The sequence below is a fragment of the Halobaculum rubrum genome, from assembly GCF_019880225.1.
Classification (GTDB): Archaea; Halobacteriota; Halobacteria; order Halobacteriales; family Haloferacaceae; genus Halobaculum; species Halobaculum rubrum.
Window position 1 is genome coordinate 1,729,995 of the sequence record NZ_CP082284.1, and the last position, 19,170, is coordinate 1,749,164.

Consider the following 19,170-nt stretch of genomic DNA (forward strand, 5'->3'; position numbering starts at 1 on the left):
CGCGGTGGCTACAAACGTCCGCCGGTCGAACGCCACTCCATGCAGCGATCGGAGTTCGTCGACCGACTCGACGCGAAGCTGGACACCGACGCGTACGCCGACCTCGACGCCTCCCCCAACGGCCTGCAGGTCGGGGGCGACGCGGGCGAGGTCGAGACCGTCGCGTTCGCGGTCGACGCCGTCGAGGCGACCGCCGAGGCCGCCGTGGATCTCGGCGCCGACGCGCTCGTGACCCACCACGGGATGATCTGGGGCGGCCTCGATCGCGTGACGGGTCGGGAGTACGACCGCATCGAACCGCTCGTCGCGAACGACGTGGCGCTGTACGTCTCGCATCTCCCGCTCGACGGCCAGCAGGAACTCGGCAACGCCGCCGGCGTCGCGGACGTGCTCGGCCTCGTCGGCCGCGAGCCGTTCGGCGAGATCGGACCGGAGCACGTCGGCCAGCGCGGCGTCGCGCCCGACGGCTACACGGCCGATGAACTCGCGGCGACGCTGGAGGCGGAGTTGGACCACGGCGGCGAGGGCGTACAGGCGCTCGCGTTCGGCCCCGACGAGATCGAGTCAGTCGGGATCGTCACCGGCAGCGGGAGCGACTGGCTGCGCGAGGCCGAGGAGCTGGGGCTGGACGCGCTCGTCACCGGCGAGGGGAAGGGGAAGGCGTACCACGAGGCGCGCGAGGCGGGCGTCTCCGTGTTCCTCGCGGGCCACTACGCGACCGAGACGTTCGGCGTTCGCGCGCTGCAGTCGCTCGCGGACGACTGGGGGCTGGAGACACGCTACATCGACCACCCGACCGGGCTGTGACGGACCCACGTCCGCGGATCGGCGTTCGTTTCGATCCTGATACTTAGGCCCCTGGGTTTATCAGTAGATCGCCGCGCTCGGTACGGTATGGATTTCACGAGTGCCTGGCGCGCGCTCGTTCCGGACTGGCTTCGACAGCGGTACGCGGCCAAGCTGACGTTCGCCCTGCTGGCGGTCGTCGTGCTCACGGTCGCGTTCGGCGTCGTCGTCCACGTCCAGACGGACACGCAACTGCGACAGGACGTCAACGCGGAACTGTCCTCGACCGCGGAGGTGCGCGCCGACACCCTCGACACCTGGCTCGCCGGTGTACAGAAGCAGACCGTCATGACCTCGCGGCACCCCGCCGTCGCTTCGGGCGACGTCGACCGCGTCGACGACCACCTCGCGGAGCTACAGGCGGCCGACGCCCTCCCGGAGGACGTCGCCGCCGTCCACTACTACGACACCGGCGAGAAGCAGATCGTCACCTCGACCGCCGACCCGATGATCGGGGTGAGCCCGGCCGAGCAGGGGGCCCCGTTCGCCGAGAACCCGCCGGAGTTCTCCGGCTCCGACGACACGCACGTGACCGACCCCTTCGAGGTACCGGTCGTCGATCACCCGGTCGTGGCGGTCGTCTCGCCCGTCCCCGGGGTCGAGGACCGCGCGCTCATCTACATGATCGACATCGAGTCGCGGGCCGCGGCGCTCTCGGACGGCTCCGACACCGAGACGCTCGTGGTCGACGGTGACGGCGAGTTCGTCGCCCACCCCGACACGGCACGGATCACCGACGCGTTCGACGCCGCCGGCTCGGTCGACGGCGGCGACGGCGTCACACAGCGCGAGGGCCGGGTGATGGCGTCGGCGTCGCTGTCGAGGACCGAATGGACCGTCGTGACGCGGACGCCGGCGGCGAGCGCGTACGCGCTCGGCGACAGCGTCACCTCCAGCATCCTCGGACTGATCCTGCTCACGGTCGTCGGCCTCGCGGTCGTCGGCGTCACCGTCGGCTCGAACACGGTCATCTCGTTGCGCCGGCTCGCCGACCGCGCCGACGCGATGGCCGCCGGCGACCTCGACGTGGAGATGCGGAGCCGTCGCGACGACGAACTCGGGACGGTTGTTCGGTCGTTCGATACGATGCGTGGGTCCCTCGGTGACACGATCGACGAGGCCGAGGCGGCCCGCGCCGACGCCGAGGCCGCACGGTCGCGGGCGCAGTCGAGCGCCGAGCGCCTGGAGTCGACCGCCGACGAGTACGGCGACGTGATGCGAGCGGTCGCGGACGGCGACCTCTCCCGCCGGATCGACACCGACGTCGACAGCGACGCGATGCGGGCGGTCGGGAACGCGTTCAACGGGATGGTCGCGGAGATCGAGGCGACGCTCGTCGACGTGAAGCGGTTCTCGGGACACGTCGTCGCCGCCGCCGACGCGGCAGAGGAGAACACGGAGGAGGCGCGAACCGCGAGCGCGGCCGTCGCCGAGTCGGTGGCCGAGATCTCGGCGGGCGCCGACGACCAGACCGACCACCTCCACGACGTCGAAGACGAGATGTCACAGCTGGCGGGCTCCGCCGAGGAGGTCGCCGCCACCGTCGAGCGGGTCGCGGACACCGCAAGCAGCGCGGCGGAGGCGGGCGCGGACGGGCAGGCCGTCGCCGAGGAGGCGCTCGACGAGATGGACGCCGTGCGCGAGCGCACCGCCGATACGATGGCGGAACTGGAGACGCTCGACGACGAGGTGGGCGAGATCGGCGAGATCGCCGAGGTGATCGCCGATATCGCCGAACAGACGAACATGCTCGCGCTCAACGCCTCCATCGAGGCGGCCCGGACCGGCGCCGCCGGCGACGGCTTTGGGGTCGTCGCCGACGAGGTGAAGGCGCTCGCCGAGGAGACGAAGGAGTCGGCAGAGGCGGTCGAGTCGCGCATCGACCGGGTACAGTCTCGAACCGACGCGACGGTCGAGGGGATGCGGGAGACGGGCGAGCGCGTCCGCGCCGGCGTCGAGACGGTCGAGGGGGCGATCGAGTCGCTCTCGACGGTCGCGAGCCACGTCGAGGGGATCGACGACGAGCTCTCGGGGATCGAGCGAGCCACCGACGAGCAGGCCGACGCGGTCGACTCGGCCGTCGGCATGGTCGAGGAGGTGGCGACCATCGGCGATCAGACCACCGCGGAGGCCGAGCGTGCGGCCGCGGCGACCGACGAACAGACCGACGCGCTGGCCGACGTCGACGGAGCGGCGACGGACCTGGCGACCCGGGCCAGACGGCTCCGGAGCCTGCTCGACGAGTTCGAGGTGGACGCCGACGAGCGGATCGAACCCGAGCGACCTGCCGCGGCTCCAACGGGGGCGGACGACTGATGCTCGCGTTCACCGTCGGACTCTGGCTGTCGCTCGGCTTCGCCGGGATGGCGCTGAGCACGCTTCCGCCCCTGTGGCAGCTCGTCGCCGACCCCGACAATAGGGTGCACTACCTCACCCTCGTGGGGATCACCGGCATCGCGGCGGTCGCGTACCTCGGAATGGCCCTCGGCGTCGGGACCGTCACGGTCGACGGACGGCCGCTGTACGTGCTCCGGTACGCCGACTGGCTCGTGACGACGCTGCTGCTCGTCGGCTACCTCTGGCTGCTGACGAACGCGGGCCGACGAGCGCTGGGTCGACTGCTCGCGCTCGATGCGGCGGTCATCGTCCTGGGGGTCGCGTCGGTCGTCCTCCCCACGCCGGTGCGGTTCCTCGCGTTCGCGGCCGGCGCCGCGGCGTTCCTGGCGCTCGCGCGAGAACTGGTCGTCCGACTGCCCCGACTGGCGGCCTTCGACGACGACCGCCACGGGGCGACCTTCGAGAAGCTCCGCAACGTCACGGTCGTCCTCTGGACGATGTACCCCGTCGTCTGGCTGCTCGGGCCGGCCGGGATCGGGCTGCTCCAGCCGTCGACGGAGGTGCTCGTGTTCGTCTACCTCGACGTGGTCGCGAAGGGCGGCTTCGTCGTGATGGCGGTCAACGGGCTCGCGGCCGTCGGGGACGGCGAGACCGCGGCGGGGTCCGACCCGGTCGCCGCGGACTGACAGAGCCGGCTGCGGTCCCGGCGACCACGGCCACGAACCACGCGGTTCAAACGCCCCGCGGCCGCACGCCCGACAATGAGCGACGAGGACCACGACGGACGCGACGCCGGAGACGATACGGAGGGAATCGACGCCGGCGACGGCGGCCACCACCCGCCCGAGCGCGAGGCGTTCGACCACGACCCGCTGGGACACGCGCGGGTCCGCGGCGGCATGACCGTCGGCGAGTTGGTCGAGCAGTACGGTCACGCCGGCATCGGTGCCGAGTCGGTCCATGAGTCCGCAGACGTGCTCTCGGAGATGTGGGCCGACGACGACTGCACCGTCTTCGTCTCGCTGGCGGGCGCGATGGTCCCCACCGGGATGCGCCGCATCGTCGCCGATCTCATCCGCGACGGCTACGTCGACGCGCTCGTGACGACGGGGGCGAACCTCACCCACGACGCGATCGAGGCCATCGGCGGAAAGCACCACCACGGAGACGCCGGCCCGCCGAGGCGGACCGGCGGCTCCTACTCACACTCGCCGTCCGGCTCGCGTGACCACGGCGAGGAGCGGCAGGAGGGCAAGAGTCTCCGCGAGCACGACGAGCAGCTTCGCGACGAGGAGGTCGACCGGATCTACAACGTCTATCTCCCGCAGGAGCACTTCGCGGAGTTCGAGGCGCACCTCCGCGAGGAGGTGTTCCCGCCGCTGGCCGAGCGCGACGGCGCCGTCTCGATCGCCGAGTTGACCGCCGAGTTGGGCCGCGCGAACGCCGCCGTGAACGAACGCGAGGGCGTCGACGAGGGCCCCGGGGTCGCCGCCGCCGCGCACGAGCACGACGTGCCGATCTACTGCCCCGCCGTGCAGGACTCGGTGCTCGGGCTGCAGGCGTGGATGTACAGCCAGACCTCCGGCCTGACGCTCGACGCGCTGGCTGACATGACGCCGCTGACGGACCAGGCGTTCGAGGCCGACAACGCCGGCTGCCTGCTGATCGGCGGCGGCGTGCCGAAGAACTTCACGCTCCAGACGATGCTCGTCACCCCGCGTGCGTACGACTACGCGGTGCAGATCACGATGGACCCGGAGGCGACCGGCGGGCTCTCCGGGGCGACGCTGGAGGAGGCGCGCTCGTGGGGGAAACTGGAGACGGACGCGGAGAACGCGTCCGTCTACGGCGACGCGACGGTGTTTCTCCCGCTGCTCGTCGCGGCGGCGCGCGAGCGGGTCGAGGTCGAGTAGGACTGGTAGCCGCTACCCGTCGATCCGTTCCTCTCGTACGTGTCGTTCGAGTTCCGCTGCGGAGTCGAACCCCCTGCCACAGTCGTGGCAGAAGACGCGGTCGGAGCCGGTGAGACTCATGTGTATAGCTCGCATACCTCGGGGACGTTCTTGAAAGCGACGGCTCGTGACAACCGTTGCCACGTCAGGTTCGAACGTTGACATCGACAGCGGTCCCGTTCGGGTCCCCGATCGGTCAGGAGTGTCGCGGCGCGCGGTCGTCGGCGTAGCGGGGCCACGGCAGCCGCGACAGGCCGTCGACGACGCCCTCCGGAAGCGCCCTGCGGAGCCCGGCGACGAACGGCCCGGGGTCGTCGAGCGTGAGGTAGTCGAAGTGTGGCTCGCGGACGATCGAGGCGCCGATCTCCCGGAGAGTTCCGGGGACGGAGGGTCGCTCGACGTGTGGCGAGTCCTCCGTCAGGACGCTCATGAGGTAGCCGAACTCGCCGTAGAGCATGTGGGTTCCGACGCCGACGTCGTAGCCGTCGTCGATCGCGTCCGCCCGTCCGGTCGCCGCCAGCCAGCAGTGCCAGGGGAAGTCGGCGCCCGCATGGACCGTCGACGGGAGCGACTGCCACATCCGCGGGTTGATCTCGGTCAGGACGTACTCGCCGGTCGTGGCGTCGCGCATATACTCGATACACGCGAGTCCGTGCCAGTCGAGTTCCTCCAGTAGCGCCCTCCCGACACGTTCCAGCTCCGGGTCGGAGATCGACCGACGGTAGACGCCGCCGCCGCCGGTGTAGGAGTTCCCGCGGATCTGGCGGTGTTGGAACGTCGCGAGGGGGTCGCCGTGGTCGTACAGCCCGGCGAACATGAACTCCCCGTCGGTGTGGACGAACTCCTGCACGATGGGGTCGTGCCCCATCGAGGCACGGATCTCCGACACGTCGGGGGTCTCGCCGCGGCCGACGTGGTGGATGTCCTTCACGACGTCCACGTCAGCCGGCCCCAGTTTGTCGAGGGACATACCCGTGAGGACGTTGTACCGCGATTTGATCAGCAGATCGGGGCTCCAGTCGTCGACATCGGAGAGGCGCCGGGTCTCGGGCACCGGGACGCCGGCCGCCTCCGCGGCCGCCGCGAGCTGGAGGCGGTCGAAGACGCGCTCCAACTGCGGCATCGACGGAACGACCAGTGAGACGTGCTCGGCGAACGACGCCTCGTACCGCGACAGCAGGTACGTGTCCTCCGGCCGGACCGGGATGATCGTCCGCACGTCCTCGCGTTCGGCCAGCGCCATGAGCGCGTCCCGATACGTCAGCAGGTCCGCTCGCGGTGGCGGGAGCGTGACCGACTCGTCGCAGTAGCGCGACGCGGCCGCCGGGACGTCCGGCTTCTCCGATGCGACGATCGTGCCCACTCCCTGCCGTGCGAGCGACCGGACGCACGCACACGTCGCTCCGTCGTACCCTGTCGGGATCAGCGCGCGCTCGCGCCTCTCGTTCGCGGAGTCCATTCGTTCCGCTACGTTGGGCGGTATCCGCGATTAGTATGTGGCGCTGATCCCCGAGTACGGTGCTGATAACCGGCCGATCGCCCGCATCATCGGTTGACACGCCGGCGTCGGACCCGGTGTCGACTACGGCAGCGTCGACGATACGGTCCGGTCGGACTCGATCGTGTGAGCGTCGGGGCCGCGGGGCGTCGCAGCAGGTTCCGTCTCCGGTGCGGGACGGACGCTCACGTCGTGGACGAGCGCCGGGCCGGTCCGCCGCTCACGCTCCTGTTCGCGGTCGCCCGTCGACTCGCTTGTGTCCGACCCGGTGGCATTCGAGTTGTTCACGTCCGACTCCTGAACCACGTAGCGCTGGCCGACCATCGGATCCAGGAGGCTGTCGACGGGAGCCCGGTCGTCGCGCAGGACGGGCACGTCGTCCGTCGGCGGCGCGGCGGCGTACGTCCGGATCTCCGCGTCGAGGTCGATGCCGATGTCGCGCCGCTCGTTGCGTGCGAGCAGCCGTTCCTCCGAGATCCGACTGTCGTTCTTCGTGGCGACCAGTTCGATGTTCTGGACGACGCCGCCGCCGGTGGTCGGGAAGCTGTACACCTGCGGGAACACCCGCGACATGGTCCGGTACTCCGCGCGGTAGAACTTCGAGGCCGGGCCGCTGGCCGCCGAAATGAGGTTCGCGAAGAGGATCCCGTCCTCGTCGAGTCGACTGCTCGCCAGCGACATGAACTCCCGCGTCGTCAGCTCGAACGGTACCTTGTCCTTCTGATAGGCGTCGAGGACGATCAGGTCGTACGTGTGGTTCGTCTCCCGGAGGAACTGGCGGCCACCCTCGTTGTGGATGTTCAGCCGCTCGGATTCCTCGACGCGGAAGTACTCCTTCGACGCCGCGATCACCGCGGGGTCGATCTCGGCGACGTCGACGGTCACGTCGTCGTACTCGTGGACGAACCGCTTCGGGCCGGTGAACCCGCCGCCGCCGATGAACAGCACGCGGTCGATCTCGTCGGGGTCGTTGGCGAAGAGATACGGGAGATGGAAGTAGCGCGTGTACTCGAACACGTGTCGGTTCGGTTCGTTCAGATCCATCGCGCTGTGCCGCTGGCCACCGAGATAGAGGGTTCGGGTGTCGCCGAGGTCGACGACCCGGAGGCTCTGGTACGGCGTCTGCGTCTCGTGGACGACCTGCCCCTCGACTGTGTAGCCCGCCGCCCCGGTCGCGGCCGACGCGACGAGCAGCAGCGCGACGAAGCCGGTGACGGTCGCGCGCTCGCGGTCGATCGGCCGACTGATCGCGACTGCCGCCGCGATCGAGAGCGCCCCGAACGTCAACGCGATCTGGTCGATCCCGAGCGACGGGATCAGGAGGTAGGTGGTCGCGAACGCCCCGACGATGCTGCCGACGGTGCCGAGCATGTACACGTGTCCCGACGCCTCGCCCAGCCCCTCTTTCGCGGACAGCTCGGCGGCGTACGGGCTGACGTAGCCGAGAAGGTACGTCGGCGGTCCGAACAGCAGCGTCACCGCCGGTAGCGACGCGACCCGGCTCGGGAGGGGAAACCCCGACGTGGCGCGTAGGAGCACGTCGCCGACGAGGATCAGCCCCGCGACGTAGGCGGCCGTCAGCAGGAACACGCGGGCCATCCGGCCGTTCGTCGCGCGTTCTGCGGCCTGCTTGCCGCCGCGGTGGTAGCCGTAGCTGAGCGCCGCGAGGAACACGCCGATGATGGTTCCCCAGGTGTAGATGCTGCTACCGAACTGCGGGGCGATCATCCGCCCGGCGAGGATCTCCAGGCCCATACTCGCGACCCCGGAGACGAACACGGCGATCTCCGGCCTGCTCAGTCGGAGGGCGTCGAGGCGGCGGGTCGTACCCATTATCGGTGCCACGGGTCCGAGCGTCATAACTGTTCGACGGGCTGGTGTCCCACCGGGTCCGGCCTCCCGGTCGGCAGGAGAAACGCACTTGCGTCGCGGCGAGGAAGGGGCGAGTGGCCGATGACGAGGCGACCGCTCCGAGCCCGGGTGGCTCCGGCGCGACGACGAGCCCTATGAGTGCCGAGGCCAGCGTTCTATCCATACATTCGCGAGGAGAAGTGCACGAACGTCAGAGAATCGCGTCGAGTGCCGAACCGCTGGTCGACTCGGGCGGTGACGGAGCGCTACACCCGGCTATTCCCGCTCCCGCGCCGACCGTTAGCAGTCCGAACGAAGTGACGACTGAACCACTGATCCATCGATCTGATAAAACACCTCTTGGTACAAAAATGATAGACTGGCGCTGTTGAAAACTGCGCAGTCGATACGAACGGCCTGCGGAGTGCAAAGGATGTAGTCAACACGGCATCGACGAAGTCACGAGTCCCGGTCGTGGAGACGTGGCTGGGGACAGCGGATCTGTTGCGCGTGCAAGGGTACAATACGAAGATGGCAGGGGTTGGTGTCGCGAGTAGAGACTCGTCTGTAGACGACTCAGTCGGCGTTGCGACGTTGCTTACTGACTTCGTAGAGCCAGCCGCGGTCAAGAAGTCGATCAACGACGTGTACTGCATCCCCGTGTCTCTCGACTTGCTCAGCTCTTGATAGAAGGGCCGCATGTGTCTCAGCGCGAGTCGTGATCTAGCGGGCGTGCATACCTCATGCTACGGCTGAAGACTTCGTGGTAGCCCTCACTACGTTCACGGCAGTGACCTCGAACCTTGCACCACCGCTCGGGCCGTTCGTCGCTGAAGTTTCCCAGCCGTGTGCCACGGCAATGCGTCTGACGATGGCCAGTCCGAGTCCAGTCCCATCCTCGCTGGTGGTATATCCCGACTCGAAGATCGAGTCCCGATCGTCGTCCGGGAGGCCCTGTCCAGTGTCTTCGACGAAGAACCCGTCGTCGAGATCTCCGACAGTCACACGCAGTTCGGGGTCGTCGCCCGCATCGCCGGTCGCGGACTGCCCGTCCGCAGTGCCGTGTTCGACTGCGTTCCGAAAGAGGTTCTCTATGAGCTGTTGGACGCGATGAGGGTCGCCCTCGATGGACAGCTCTGTCTCCACTGAGAGTTCCGCTCCGGCCGTCTCGACCTGTTTCCATGCGGCCTCGCTGACAGACCCGAGCGACACCGTCTGGGTTTCTCCAACTGCTTCGCCCTGACGCGCCAGCGCGAGCATGTCGTCGATGAGTCGCTCCATCCGTTCCAAGGCGTTGATTGCCGTATCCAGGTGGTCGCTATCACGCTCGGCACGCTCAAGTTCAACTCGGCCGGACGCCACAGTCAGCGGATTCCGCAGGTCGTGAGAGACAACGCTCGCGAACTCGTCAAGTCGCTCGTTCTGGCGCTCGAGTTCCGCCTCGTATTCTTTTCGAGCGGTGATGTCCTTGTTTATGCCGATGAAGTGCTCTATCTCACCACCGTCGTCGAAAACCGGGGCGATTGTCTGGTCGATGTGGTACGTCGTCCCGTCGCGATGCTCGTTGACGAGTTCGCCGTGCCAGACATCGCCGGCACGAATCGTTGACCACATCTCCTCGTAGAACGCCTCGTCCTGAACGCCCGAACGGAGGATTCCGGGATTGGCTCCCAGTGCTTGCTCCCTGTCGTACCCTGTCTGGGTCGCGAATTCGCCGTTGACGTACTCAATGGTCCCGTCGGGGTCGGTCAGACAGATGCTGTGCCCGGCGTGTTCAACCACCTCTCGGAACACGCGCAATTCGTTCCGTCGGCGCTGATTCTTTGCGTCGTACCACCCGATAACGAAACCGCCGAGTCCGCCCGCAGTCGCGAAGTTCAAGATGACAAAGTGGAGGTGCAAGAGGTTCGCGCCCTTGAGAAGTTGATACGCGACCATCGCACCGGCGACGACGGTCATGCCCACCGTCCCAAGAACGAACCAGATCGCGGCACGCCGTACCTCGGGCGCGGAGAGCCCACATCTCAAGCACCAGTAGCCCGCCACAGCGATAGCTACTGCGAGAGTGAGTGGGAAGGCCGCACCGGTGAGGAGGGTCAGCAGTCCCATCCCTCCGGCGACGTCCGCAACAAAGTGCGGGACGTGAAACACGGCAAACAGCACGCCAACGCTGCTGATAACGGCAGCATACAGTAGTCGCTGTCCGTCGTTCGTCCCCTGTTGCCCCTGTATCGGTATCTTGGTGCAAGAAGAGCGTACGGACATGTGTTCGGTCACTTCGTCTGTAACCGTAGCGACGCCATTACTAAAGGACGACAAGCAAAGTAGCCGGAGTAGCAGAACAGCCGAATAATTATATACTCGCTCTGGGGCGCCCACTACTATTGGTACGTCTACGACTGTTACAACTCCCGAGACAGACGAACTGTGTGCGTACTGTGACTCCCGTATTTTCGACCACGACCCGATCTGTTCCGTGGTTGTGACGACGACTGTGGCTCACCCGAATACTCCTGTAATTATACGTTTCTCGGGTACATCGAAGAAAACAGCCTGACACCGGGTACTGCGTGTCCTTGGCACCCGATGAACCTGATCACTGAAGCAGCGCCCGTATCCTTCATGATGGGTGTTTTCGCCAGAGCTGTGTCTTGCGACGTACCCATATTCTCTTTCCAACCAATCATCTAACGACACCTCTTCGCATCTCCACATCAACACAATAATTATCAATTTTTTATAATTAGCACTGACCGCAGCTTCCGCGAGTGCCGGGGCCAGCGTTCTATCGATAACCCTTTTTCGACGGCGCCGTCCAAGTTCCGGACCCGCCTGACGTCGAGGGTGTCGAGACAGACACGCCGAGGGACATGGCCGATAGGGGTGATGTCCGCTACAGTCGGCAGTACATTAGAAAGCGTTGTCGAGTGGTTCCAGATCACGCCAGCATCTCGGAACCCGTCTCTACCGACCGTCACGACCATCCACAGAACTATATCAATGTGATAAGTTAAATAACATGATGTCTACAACGAACACAGTGGCGTCCGAAGTCGACCAGCGGAGGTCTGCCCGGGACACGCAACTCCGACTATGGAATGCCGTCATGGCTGTCCTGCACTTTCTACAGGGAGTGGCGATGGTCGTCCTGGCCGACCAGGTTCTGTGGCCGATCACACGTACCAGATACGGCTTCAACCCCGAAACCGAGACAATCTTCCCGGAAGCAGTTTCCTTCATCGACGCGAATCTCCCGCTGCTCGTAGCGGGCTTCCTCTTCGTTTCCGCCCTCGCCCACACCGCTATCGCGACCGTGTTGTACGAACGGTACGTCGAGTATCTCGACAGGGGAATGAACCCCTACCGCTGGTACGAGTACGCCGTGAGTGCCTCGCTGATGATCGTCGTCATCGCCATGCTGGCCGGCATCTGGGACCTGGGGACGCTCGTAGGGCTGTTCGGACTCGTCGCCGTGATGAACCTCACTGGATTGCTGATGGAGCGACGCAACGAGTCGATCGACGAAACCGACTGGACGCCGTACTGGGTCGGTGTCGTCGCCGGTCTCGTGCCCTGGATCGTCATCGCGATCACGTTCGTCGGCACGGTGACCGCTAGCGGCGGGGAGTTTCCCGAGTTCGTCATCTACATCTACATCTCGATTTTCGTCTTCTTCAACCTCTTCGCGCTAAACATGGCCCTACAGTACCGGGAGGTATCACGGTGGAAAGACTACCTTTTCGGCGAGAAAACGTACGTCCTGCTGAGTCTGGTTGCCAAATCCCTGTTGGCCTGGCAGGTGTACTTCGGGACGCTGAACTCCCCGATCTGAACGAATTCGAGAGGCCCACCAGACTCAGTCACGATGGATCGATCGTGAGTCGTGCGTGCCGAGGCCAGCGTTCTACCCCTACCGTCGCGGGGGAAAACGGAACGAACGTCACAGAACCGCGTCTACTTATTTGAGACAGTGGCAGTGGACTCCGATCTATTACTCTCTCGTTAGGGGTCCTCGTTGGATTCGTGATCGCCCGCTTCAGTATCTCACGTAAGGCTCACCTGCGGAGTGCCCACCGCGCGAACTACACGATGAGCGGAAAACTGGAACAAAATAGCGGTTTCAACCCCGATACGGCCAATTCGATCGACTAAACAGCACTTATATATCCCCTATTCCGCTATTCTAACAAGTTGATGGGTAGAAGACGGATCCTTCTGGCAGGCTGTGTACTCCCACAGGAAACGAACAGTATATTCGGAAACCACTCTCTGGACGTAATCACACGACGGGAGTATGATGAGGAGGAGGCGGCACTTGAATCTGCCCGAATCGACTGTGCACTCGTTCGTGATACCTCCACCGATGACGGCCGTTCTACACTTGCGACAGTCGTAGAGGCTGAGCCAGAAGTCCCCGTTATTCTCTGTGTCGAAGACGGCTCTCCACGGAATACTGAATCGCTCCCGGACAACGTCGTTGATTATGTTCGCAAAGAGGAACTCGAAACGAGTCCCGAACTCGTTGCTCGGCGGATCAAGACTGCCGCCGGCACAGGCGAACGAAGCGTGGAAACTGCGCTGTCAGAGCAAATCGAGACGCAGGTCACGCTCGCCGAGGCCACGTTCACGGATGTCTCTGATGTCATGGCCGATGTCCGCCGTGACGTCGAGGCGAAAATCGAACAAGTCCTCGAGATCGGCTGTCAGCAGTTCGGCTACCCCCTTGGATTTGTCACTCGAGTCGACTCGGACAGTCAGGAAGTCATCGCGGCGGTGGGCGACCACGAGATCATCCAGTCAGGGACGACGGATACACTGAGCAACACGTATTGCCGACGGACGATCGAGGCCGACGAGCCGGTCGTTATCGACGATCCGTCCGAGGAAGGACCTGAAGAGGATCCGGCATTCGATCGGTTCGGGCTGCAGTGCTGCATCGGTGCGGAAATCGCCTTTGATGACGAGGTGTATGGCACGCTCTGTTTCGCCGACAATCGTCCGCAAGACCGTCTCATTGGAGAACTCCAGCAATCCATTGTCAAGACTATTGCACGTTGGATCGGCTACGAACTCGAACGCCGCCAACACGAAGCAGAACTGGAACGCCAACAACAGAACCTCAGACGGTTCAAGCAAGCTGCCGAGAACGCTGGCCATGCCGTCTATATCACCGACACAGACGGCACTATCGAGTACGTGAACCCAGCCTTTGAGGAAATCACCGGTTACGATCGCGAGGACGCGCTCGGGGAGAACCCTCGGATTCTCAAGTCCGGTGTGCACGACGAGAGCTATTACGATGCACTCTGGACGACGATACTCGCCGGGGACGTCTGGGAAGAAGAGATAATCAACAACCGGGCGGATGGCGAGCAGTATACGGGATTCCAGACGATCGCCCCCGTGTTCGACGACAGCGGAGAGATCGAGCGGTTCGTTGCAATCCAGAGCGACCTCTCAGTACAAAAACAGCGGGAACGCGAGTTCAGGAGCTTCAAACAAGCCATCGAGTCTTCGGGCCACTCGATCGTTATCACCGATACGAACGGGGTGATCGAATACGTCAATCCCGCATTCGAGGAGATCACGGGGTACTCGAGAGACGAGGCTATCGGAGCGACTCCACGAGTTCTCAAATCGGGTGAGCACGACGAAGCGTTCTACGCCGACCTCTGGTCGACGATTCTCAACGGGGACGTTTGGGAGGCCGAACTCGTCAACGAACGGGCCGACGGCGAACGGTTCGTCGTCGATCAAACGATCGCACCGGTGTTCGATGACGACGGTGATATCGAACGGTTCGTGGCGGTCAACCGCGACATCACCGAGCGAAAAGCGTACGAACAAACGCTGGAACAACAACGGGACAACCTCGAAGTGCTCAATCAAGCCGTTCGCCACGATATTCGCAACGATCTACAGCTCGTGTTGGCCTATGCGGAGGCGGTCCAGTCTCACGTCGAGGAAGACGGCGAGGAGTACATCGAACAGGTACTTGAAGCAGCCCGTGACGCAGTCGATATCACAACGACGGCGCGAGACGTAACTGAGATGATGATCCAGTCTGATGCGGAGTGTCGTCCGATCGGGCTCCGCCCCGTTCTGGAACGAGAACTCGAGGATATCGCTGCGAACCACGATCACGCACTTGTTCAAATCGACGGCTCCGTTCCGGCAGTCGAGGTACTCGCCGATGAGATGTTGGAGTCCGTGTTCCGGAACGTACTCACGAACGCGGTTCAGCACAACGACAAAGAAGTCCCTGAAGTGACCGTCTCAGCGACCAGAGACGACGAAACTGTGGTGATCCGTGTCGCCGACAACGGTCCCGGAATCTCCGACGCTCGCAAGAGTGCGATCTTTGACCAGGGTGAAATGGGTCTCGATAGCGAGGGGACGGGACTTGGACTCTATCTCGTCGAAACACTCGTCGCACGCTACGGCGGTGATGTCCAGGTCGAGGACAACGATCCTGAAGGCACTGTGTTCGTCGTTCGGCTCCAGATCTCTCAGTGAACTACCTCGTCCTACTCGTCGATTCGGGTCGACGAGCATCGGTGTTCGCTGTGCGCTGCTTCGATCGACGAGAAGCACCCAAAGTGCAGGGCCTTGGACTTCGATGAGGCTGCTGTCTCCGGGGGCATCCTGCCGACGGCTGGGGAGGCAGCGCCCCCGTCAGTTCCGGACTCACTCCCCGGGCCACTCGTCGGCCGAGAGCGGTTCGCCCGAGAGGAACGCCTCGATCCCTTCGTTGGCGTCCGCAGTCGTACAGAGTCCGGCGAACTGCTCGTTGGAGTACTCCAGCGCCTCGTGGTAGGGCATGTCCTCCATCTCGTAGTACGCCTGCTTCCCCATCTGCACGGCCGCGGGACTCTTCGAGGCCATGGTTTCCGCGAGTTCGACGGCGCCGTCGACGTGGTCGCCCTCGGGGGTGACTCGGTTGATGACCCCCCACTCCAGGGCGGTCTCCGCGTCGATCAGTTCACCGGTGAGCACCATCTCCAGACATCGCTTGCGCGTGAGCGTCTTCATCAGCGGGACCGACGGTCCCATGCAGAACAGTCCGACCTTCGGCGCGGTCGCCCCGAACATCGTCCCCTCGGCGGCAACGGCGAGGTCACACGCCGCCACCAGCCCCAGCCCGTTCGCGGCCGCGTGGCCGTGTGCCGCGGCGACGACGGGCGTGTGCATCTCCGTGAGCGTGTGAAACGGGTCCTCCATCCGTGCGACCCACTCCTCGTACTCGGCTTTCGTGTCGTAGTCGCCGTGCTCGGAGACGTCGATGCCCGCGGAGAACGCGTCGCCCGCACCGTCGATGACGACCGCCCGCACGTCGTCGCGCTCGTCGAGTTCGTGCAGCGCGTCGTCGAGGTCGACAGCCAACCCGGTGCTGAACGTGTTCATCGCCTCCGGGCGATCAAGAGTGATACGACCGACATAGCCGTCGTGGCCGACGTCGACAGTGTCGTACGCTCCGCCCTCGAGTGGATCGGTCTCTGATCCCATGGGTGGCGATCCGTGAGCGACACCATAGTAGTTCGCTCCCGCCGTCCCGCGTCGCCGTGAGCCCCCGAACCGCGGGCTTACGGGCCACGTTCCCGAGGCCGAAGCGGTGTGCTGTGAATGCACGTGACGGGAACAAGCGGTACATACGGGGCGGTGCCTCCGAACTCCGAGGATCGCCGCCTCGTTGTGATGATCGGGCGCCGGATTCCCACGTGACCGACGATACGTGGCCAAATGGCCACTGCACCGAACCATCGCTGAATGCTTGTCGGGAACGAGTTCGGTTCGGAACACGGATACGGAACCCTTATACGATCGACGGGTATTCGTTCAGTTGCAATGGCAAACGGTACGGTCGATTTCTTCAACGACACTGGCGGCTACGGTTTCATCGCGACTGAGGACTCCGACGACGACGTGTTCTTCCACATGGAGGATGTCGGCGGCGAGGATCTGACGGAAGGAACCGAGATCGAGTTCGACATCGAACAGGCCCCCAAGGGCCCGCGCGCGACGAACGTCGTCCGCGCATAACTCCGGATCACACCGTCGCCCGACGGCGACAGCACCGTGATTCCGTTTCTTCACCGACGCAACTGATCGACAGCGACGCTCCCGTTCCGGCGAGATATCGGAAAACGGGGCGTCCGAGAGCGACCGATCCGCGGCGTTCGACCCGCGCCGCGGTCACGCTCGGTCGTCCCGACGTGAGGCGCCGAGCGCCGCGAACGGCTCGTGACTTACGCCGGCGATTCGGTCTCGGTCGCCGACGCCCCCGTCTCGGTTTCGTTCGCCGACTCCGTGTCCTCCGGCAGCTCGGTGCTCATCGGCGTCTCGGTTTCGTTCGCGGGCATCTCGGTTTCGTTGCCGCCGTCAGCGTCGCTCGGGAGCGTCACCGACGTGGTCGCGTCCTCCGCGAGCGAGAGCTGGAAGCCCGGTCCGCTGGCGTTCTCCGCGTCGAGATACCCGACCGCGTACGCGGTGTACGCCGAGCCGTTCTCTAGCGACACGTCGACGGTGGTGACCACGCTTCCGTTGTTGTCCGCGGTCGCCTCGCGGATCTCGAGCGTGTACTCGCCCGCGGGAACCGTCATGTAGTCGGACACGCCGGCGTAGGAGACGTTGTCGGCGATGACCGTGTCAGTTCCTTCGACGGTGACGTCGACGGTCGGCGCGTCCGGCGAGAAGTGCGCGACGGCGACGGCCGCTTCACCCTCCGCGGGCTGGAGCGCGTCGTCGCGGATGAACAGCGGCGCGAACGACTGGCTCGCGTTCTCGCTCACCTCGCCGCTGGCGGCGATCGTCGTCACCGACCGCGGCTCGACGCTGACGTTCGCGTCGTACACGACGTCGCCGGAGTCGGCGGCGGTGATCGTCAGCCTGTGCTCCCCGGCGGCGACCTCGAGGTAGTCGGACGCCTCGCCGAGCTCGACGCCGCTCAGGATCGTCTCGTTATCGAGCGCGACGTCGACGGCGGGCGCGTCGGCCGACGCGTGGACGACGCGGAGGTACGAGGTCTCCTGCGTCGACGGCCCGTCGGTCGCTTGTTGCATGGCTGCCGGTGCCGCCCCGGCCAGCCCGCCGAGGGCCGCCCCGCTGACGACCACGCTCCCGGCGAGGATCATCACGAACGCTACCGCGAGTGTCTTGATTGGTGGATCGCGCATCGCGTTCGGATGCCACGTCTGCATGGTGGTTTGTTATGGACCGACCGCACGAGGAGGCTGTCTCGACAGGATTCGCGGTCGGCGCGTAGCGTCGTCGTACGCTCGCTGGTGGAACAGCCGGACCGCGGTCGACGGAACCGCCGACGGCCGCGGGTACGTTCGTCGTTCGTGTCGGTACGGTCGCCGTTCGCACGGAGATGAATCGGTTCGGCGCTCGGCGCCGGCGTCGACCCCGTCGGGCCGCCGGGCCGGTGCTCCCGGGATCAGGCGGATCCTTCGGTGCCCGTTCCGGTGTCGGTTCCGCTCTCCGTTCCGTTCTCCGCCTCGTCTGGCGTCCCGGTCCCCGTCGCGGCGGCGCCGGCGTCGACCGTGAGCAGTAGCTCGAACGGGATGTCGGCCGCCTCACCGTCCGGAGTGAGATACCCGGTCGCGAACGCCGACGACACCGTCCCGCCGGCCAGCGAGACGTCGACGGTCGCGACGGGTCCGGAGTCGCCCGGCGTGACGGTGGCTGTGGATCCTGTCCCGGTGCTCGCGGCCGTGCCGGTCGCGGTACCGTTCTCGGTGCCCGTCGCAGTGCCGTTCTCGGTCCCCGCCTCGGTACCGGTCTCGGTCCCCGCCTCGGCTTCCTCGGCGGCGGCGATCTCGAGGGAGTACGATCCCGCGGGTACCTCCGCGTAGTCGCTGGCTTCGCCGAACGCGACGCCCTCGAAGAGCGTGTCCCCGTCCGCAACGCCGACGGTGACCGGCGGCGCGTCCGGCGAGGCGTGCACCACGCGCACCGCGGCGGTGTCGTCGGCGGGCGGCTCGACCCGGTCCTCCAGCGAGGTCACCGAGAACTCCCGGTTCTGGCCGGACACCTCCCCGAAGGCGCCCACGGTGACCGCGCCGTTGTCGAACTGGATCTCCTCCTCGAACACCGCCTCGTCCTCGCCGGCGGCGGTCACGGTCACCGCGTACGTGCTCGGCTCCAGGACGTAGTAGTCGCTCACCGTCCCGAAGGTGACGTCCGTGAGTATCTCCGTGCCGCCGACGGACACGTCGACGTTCGGCGCGTCCGGCGCGAGGTGCGCGATGCGGGTGACCGCCATGCCGTCGGCGACTGCGGCCGCCGGTTCGTCGGTCGTTTCCGGCGGTTCCGGTGTTCCGGTCATCCCTTCGGTCTCGGCCTCCGTTTCCCCCGGCGTCCCCTCGTCGGTCACCGCCTCGACCGTGCCGACCGGTTCGTCGGTCGCGTTGGTGCTGTTGTTCGTCGCCCCGCCACAGCCGGCGAGGCCGACGCCGACCGCCGCGCCGAGCGCCGCTGTGAGTTGTCGTCGTGATAGCGTTCGTCGGGTCATGCAAGTCTCCCCGTCCGAGAGCTGTCGCTTTGTTATGCGTCGGCGGGACGATCACACGGACAGGTTACGTCGGAGCGGAGACGGCCGACTGTACCGATCGAACGGTCCCGACCTCGGCAACTCGGCCGCGCCGTGCGTAGGGTCGGCCAATCGAGGCCGTGGTGTGTAAGTCG

The 19,170-nt window shown here is 65.6% G+C and carries 14 protein-coding genes and 1 pseudogene; 9 read left to right on the forward strand and 6 right to left on the reverse strand.

The window, feature by feature from the left end:
• Positions 1-39 precede the first annotated feature (39 nt).
• The 4 genes from K6T25_RS09005 to K6T25_RS09020 all read left to right on the forward strand — a co-directional run bounded on the left by K6T25_RS09005 (position 40) and on the right by K6T25_RS09020 (position 5,096).
• Positions 40-807, forward strand: a complete 768-nt coding sequence (locus tag K6T25_RS09005; protein ID WP_222913353.1) for a Nif3-like dinuclear metal center hexameric protein — start codon at positions 40-42, stop codon at positions 805-807.
• Positions 808-894: 87 nt separating this feature from the next.
• Positions 895-3,162 (forward strand): methyl-accepting chemotaxis protein, encoded by a 2,268-nt coding sequence (locus K6T25_RS09010; RefSeq protein ID WP_222913355.1) that lies wholly within the window; start codon positions 895-897, stop codon positions 3,160-3,162.
• A complete protein-coding gene (locus K6T25_RS09015) occupies positions 3,162-3,869 on the forward strand; it encodes a bacteriorhodopsin (protein ID WP_222913357.1) in 708 nt (235 codons plus the stop codon). The genes K6T25_RS09010 and K6T25_RS09015 overlap by 1 nt, the downstream gene beginning before the upstream one ends.
• Positions 3,870-3,944: 75 nt before the next feature.
• Positions 3,945-5,096 (forward strand): deoxyhypusine synthase, encoded by a 1,152-nt coding sequence (locus K6T25_RS09020; RefSeq protein ID WP_222913359.1) that lies wholly within the window; start codon positions 3,945-3,947, stop codon positions 5,094-5,096.
• Positions 5,097-5,331: 235 nt separating this feature from the next.
• Here K6T25_RS09020 and K6T25_RS09025 read toward each other — a convergent pair whose 3' ends face one another.
• Both K6T25_RS09025 and K6T25_RS09030 read right to left on the reverse strand, forming a co-directional pair.
• Positions 5,332-6,594 (reverse strand): carboxylate--amine ligase, encoded by a 1,263-nt coding sequence (locus K6T25_RS09025; protein ID WP_222913361.1) that lies wholly within the window; start codon positions 6,592-6,594, stop codon positions 5,332-5,334.
• A gap of 123 nt (positions 6,595-6,717) precedes the next feature.
• Positions 6,718-8,466 (reverse strand): spermidine synthase, encoded by a 1,749-nt coding sequence (locus K6T25_RS09030; RefSeq protein WP_222913363.1) that lies wholly within the window; start codon positions 8,464-8,466, stop codon positions 6,718-6,720.
• 492 nt (positions 8,467-8,958) lie between these two features.
• On the opposite strand from K6T25_RS09030, the gene K6T25_RS09035 reads away from it, so the two are divergent.
• The gene (locus tag K6T25_RS09035; RefSeq protein ID WP_222913365.1) at positions 8,959-9,171 is read left to right on the forward strand and encodes a hypothetical protein; all 213 of its coding nucleotides are present in this window, start codon (positions 8,959-8,961) and stop codon (positions 9,169-9,171) included.
• 54 nt (positions 9,172-9,225) lie between these two features.
• On the opposite strand, the gene K6T25_RS09040 is transcribed toward K6T25_RS09035, so the two are convergent.
• Positions 9,226-10,635 carry a PAS domain S-box protein gene (locus tag K6T25_RS09040; RefSeq protein WP_222913367.1) on the reverse strand — a complete coding sequence of 470 codons (1,410 nt, stop codon included), beginning with the start codon at positions 10,633-10,635 and terminating at the stop codon, positions 9,226-9,228.
• Positions 10,636-10,867: 232 nt separating this feature from the next.
• Here K6T25_RS09040 and K6T25_RS15565 point away from each other — a divergent pair.
• The 3 genes and pseudogenes from K6T25_RS15565 to K6T25_RS09050 form a co-directional block, all read left to right on the forward strand.
• Positions 10,868-11,070 (forward strand): annotated as a pseudogene (locus tag K6T25_RS15565) (hypothetical protein); the annotation flags it as partial.
• A 436-nt stretch (positions 11,071-11,506) separates the two neighbouring features.
• A complete protein-coding gene (gene heR, locus K6T25_RS09045; protein ID WP_225917721.1) occupies positions 11,507-12,316 on the forward strand; it encodes a heliorhodopsin HeR in 810 nt (269 codons plus the stop codon).
• 362 nt (positions 12,317-12,678) lie between these two features.
• Positions 12,679-15,000, forward strand: a complete 2,322-nt coding sequence (locus tag K6T25_RS09050) for a PAS domain S-box protein (protein ID WP_222913371.1) — start codon at positions 12,679-12,681, stop codon at positions 14,998-15,000.
• Positions 15,001-15,171: 171 nt separating this feature from the next.
• On the opposite strand, the gene K6T25_RS09055 is transcribed toward K6T25_RS09050, so the two are convergent.
• The gene (locus K6T25_RS09055) at positions 15,172-15,990 is read right to left on the reverse strand and encodes an enoyl-CoA hydratase/isomerase family protein (protein WP_222913373.1); all 819 of its coding nucleotides are present in this window, start codon (positions 15,988-15,990) and stop codon (positions 15,172-15,174) included.
• Between the two features lie 339 nt (positions 15,991-16,329).
• Here K6T25_RS09055 and K6T25_RS09060 point away from each other — a divergent pair, with 339 nt between their 5' ends.
• The gene (locus K6T25_RS09060; protein ID WP_222913375.1) at positions 16,330-16,524 is read left to right on the forward strand and encodes a cold-shock protein; all 195 of its coding nucleotides are present in this window, start codon (positions 16,330-16,332) and stop codon (positions 16,522-16,524) included.
• 206 nt (positions 16,525-16,730) lie between these two features.
• Here the strand turns inward: K6T25_RS09060 and K6T25_RS09065 are convergent, their stop codons facing one another.
• Together K6T25_RS09065 and K6T25_RS15570 are read right to left on the reverse strand one after the other, a co-directional pair.
• Positions 16,731-17,657, reverse strand: coding sequence for a DUF4397 domain-containing protein (locus K6T25_RS09065; RefSeq protein ID WP_222913377.1), 927 nt, complete (start codon positions 17,655-17,657; stop codon positions 16,731-16,733).
• A gap of 263 nt (positions 17,658-17,920) precedes the next feature.
• Positions 17,921-18,997, reverse strand: a complete 1,077-nt coding sequence (locus K6T25_RS15570) for a DUF4397 domain-containing protein (protein WP_225917722.1) — start codon at positions 18,995-18,997, stop codon at positions 17,921-17,923.
• Positions 18,998-19,170 lie beyond the last annotated feature (173 nt).

Bases quoted from the DNA above. Each gene is read 5' to 3' on its own strand.
- K6T25_RS09005 (WP_222913353.1), top strand. From the start codon at position 40: ATGCAGCGATCGGAGTTCGTCGACCGACTCGACGCGAAGCTGGACACC.
- K6T25_RS09010 (WP_222913355.1), top strand. From the start codon at position 895: ATGGATTTCACGAGTGCCTGGCGCGCGCTCGTTCCGGACTGGCTTCGA.
- K6T25_RS09015 (WP_222913357.1), top strand. From the start codon at position 3,162: ATGCTCGCGTTCACCGTCGGACTCTGGCTGTCGCTCGGCTTCGCCGGG.
- K6T25_RS09020 (WP_222913359.1), top strand. From the start codon at position 3,945: ATGAGCGACGAGGACCACGACGGACGCGACGCCGGAGACGATACGGAG.
- K6T25_RS09025 (WP_222913361.1), bottom strand. From the start codon at position 6,594: ATGGACTCCGCGAACGAGAGGCGCGAGCGCGCGCTGATCCCGACAGGG.
- K6T25_RS09030 (WP_222913363.1), bottom strand. From the start codon at position 8,466: ATGGGTACGACCCGCCGCCTCGACGCCCTCCGACTGAGCAGGCCGGAG.
- heR (WP_225917721.1), top strand. From the start codon at position 11,507: ATGTCTACAACGAACACAGTGGCGTCCGAAGTCGACCAGCGGAGGTCT.
- K6T25_RS09050 (WP_222913371.1), top strand. From the start codon at position 12,679: ATGGGTAGAAGACGGATCCTTCTGGCAGGCTGTGTACTCCCACAGGAA.
- K6T25_RS09055 (WP_222913373.1), bottom strand. From the start codon at position 15,990: ATGGGATCAGAGACCGATCCACTCGAGGGCGGAGCGTACGACACTGTC.
- K6T25_RS09060 (WP_222913375.1), top strand. From the start codon at position 16,330: ATGGCAAACGGTACGGTCGATTTCTTCAACGACACTGGCGGCTACGGT.
- K6T25_RS09065 (WP_222913377.1), bottom strand. From the start codon at position 17,657: ATGCGCGATCCACCAATCAAGACACTCGCGGTAGCGTTCGTGATGATC.
- K6T25_RS15570 (WP_225917722.1), bottom strand. From the start codon at position 18,997: ATGACCCGACGAACGCTATCACGACGACAACTCACAGCGGCGCTCGGC.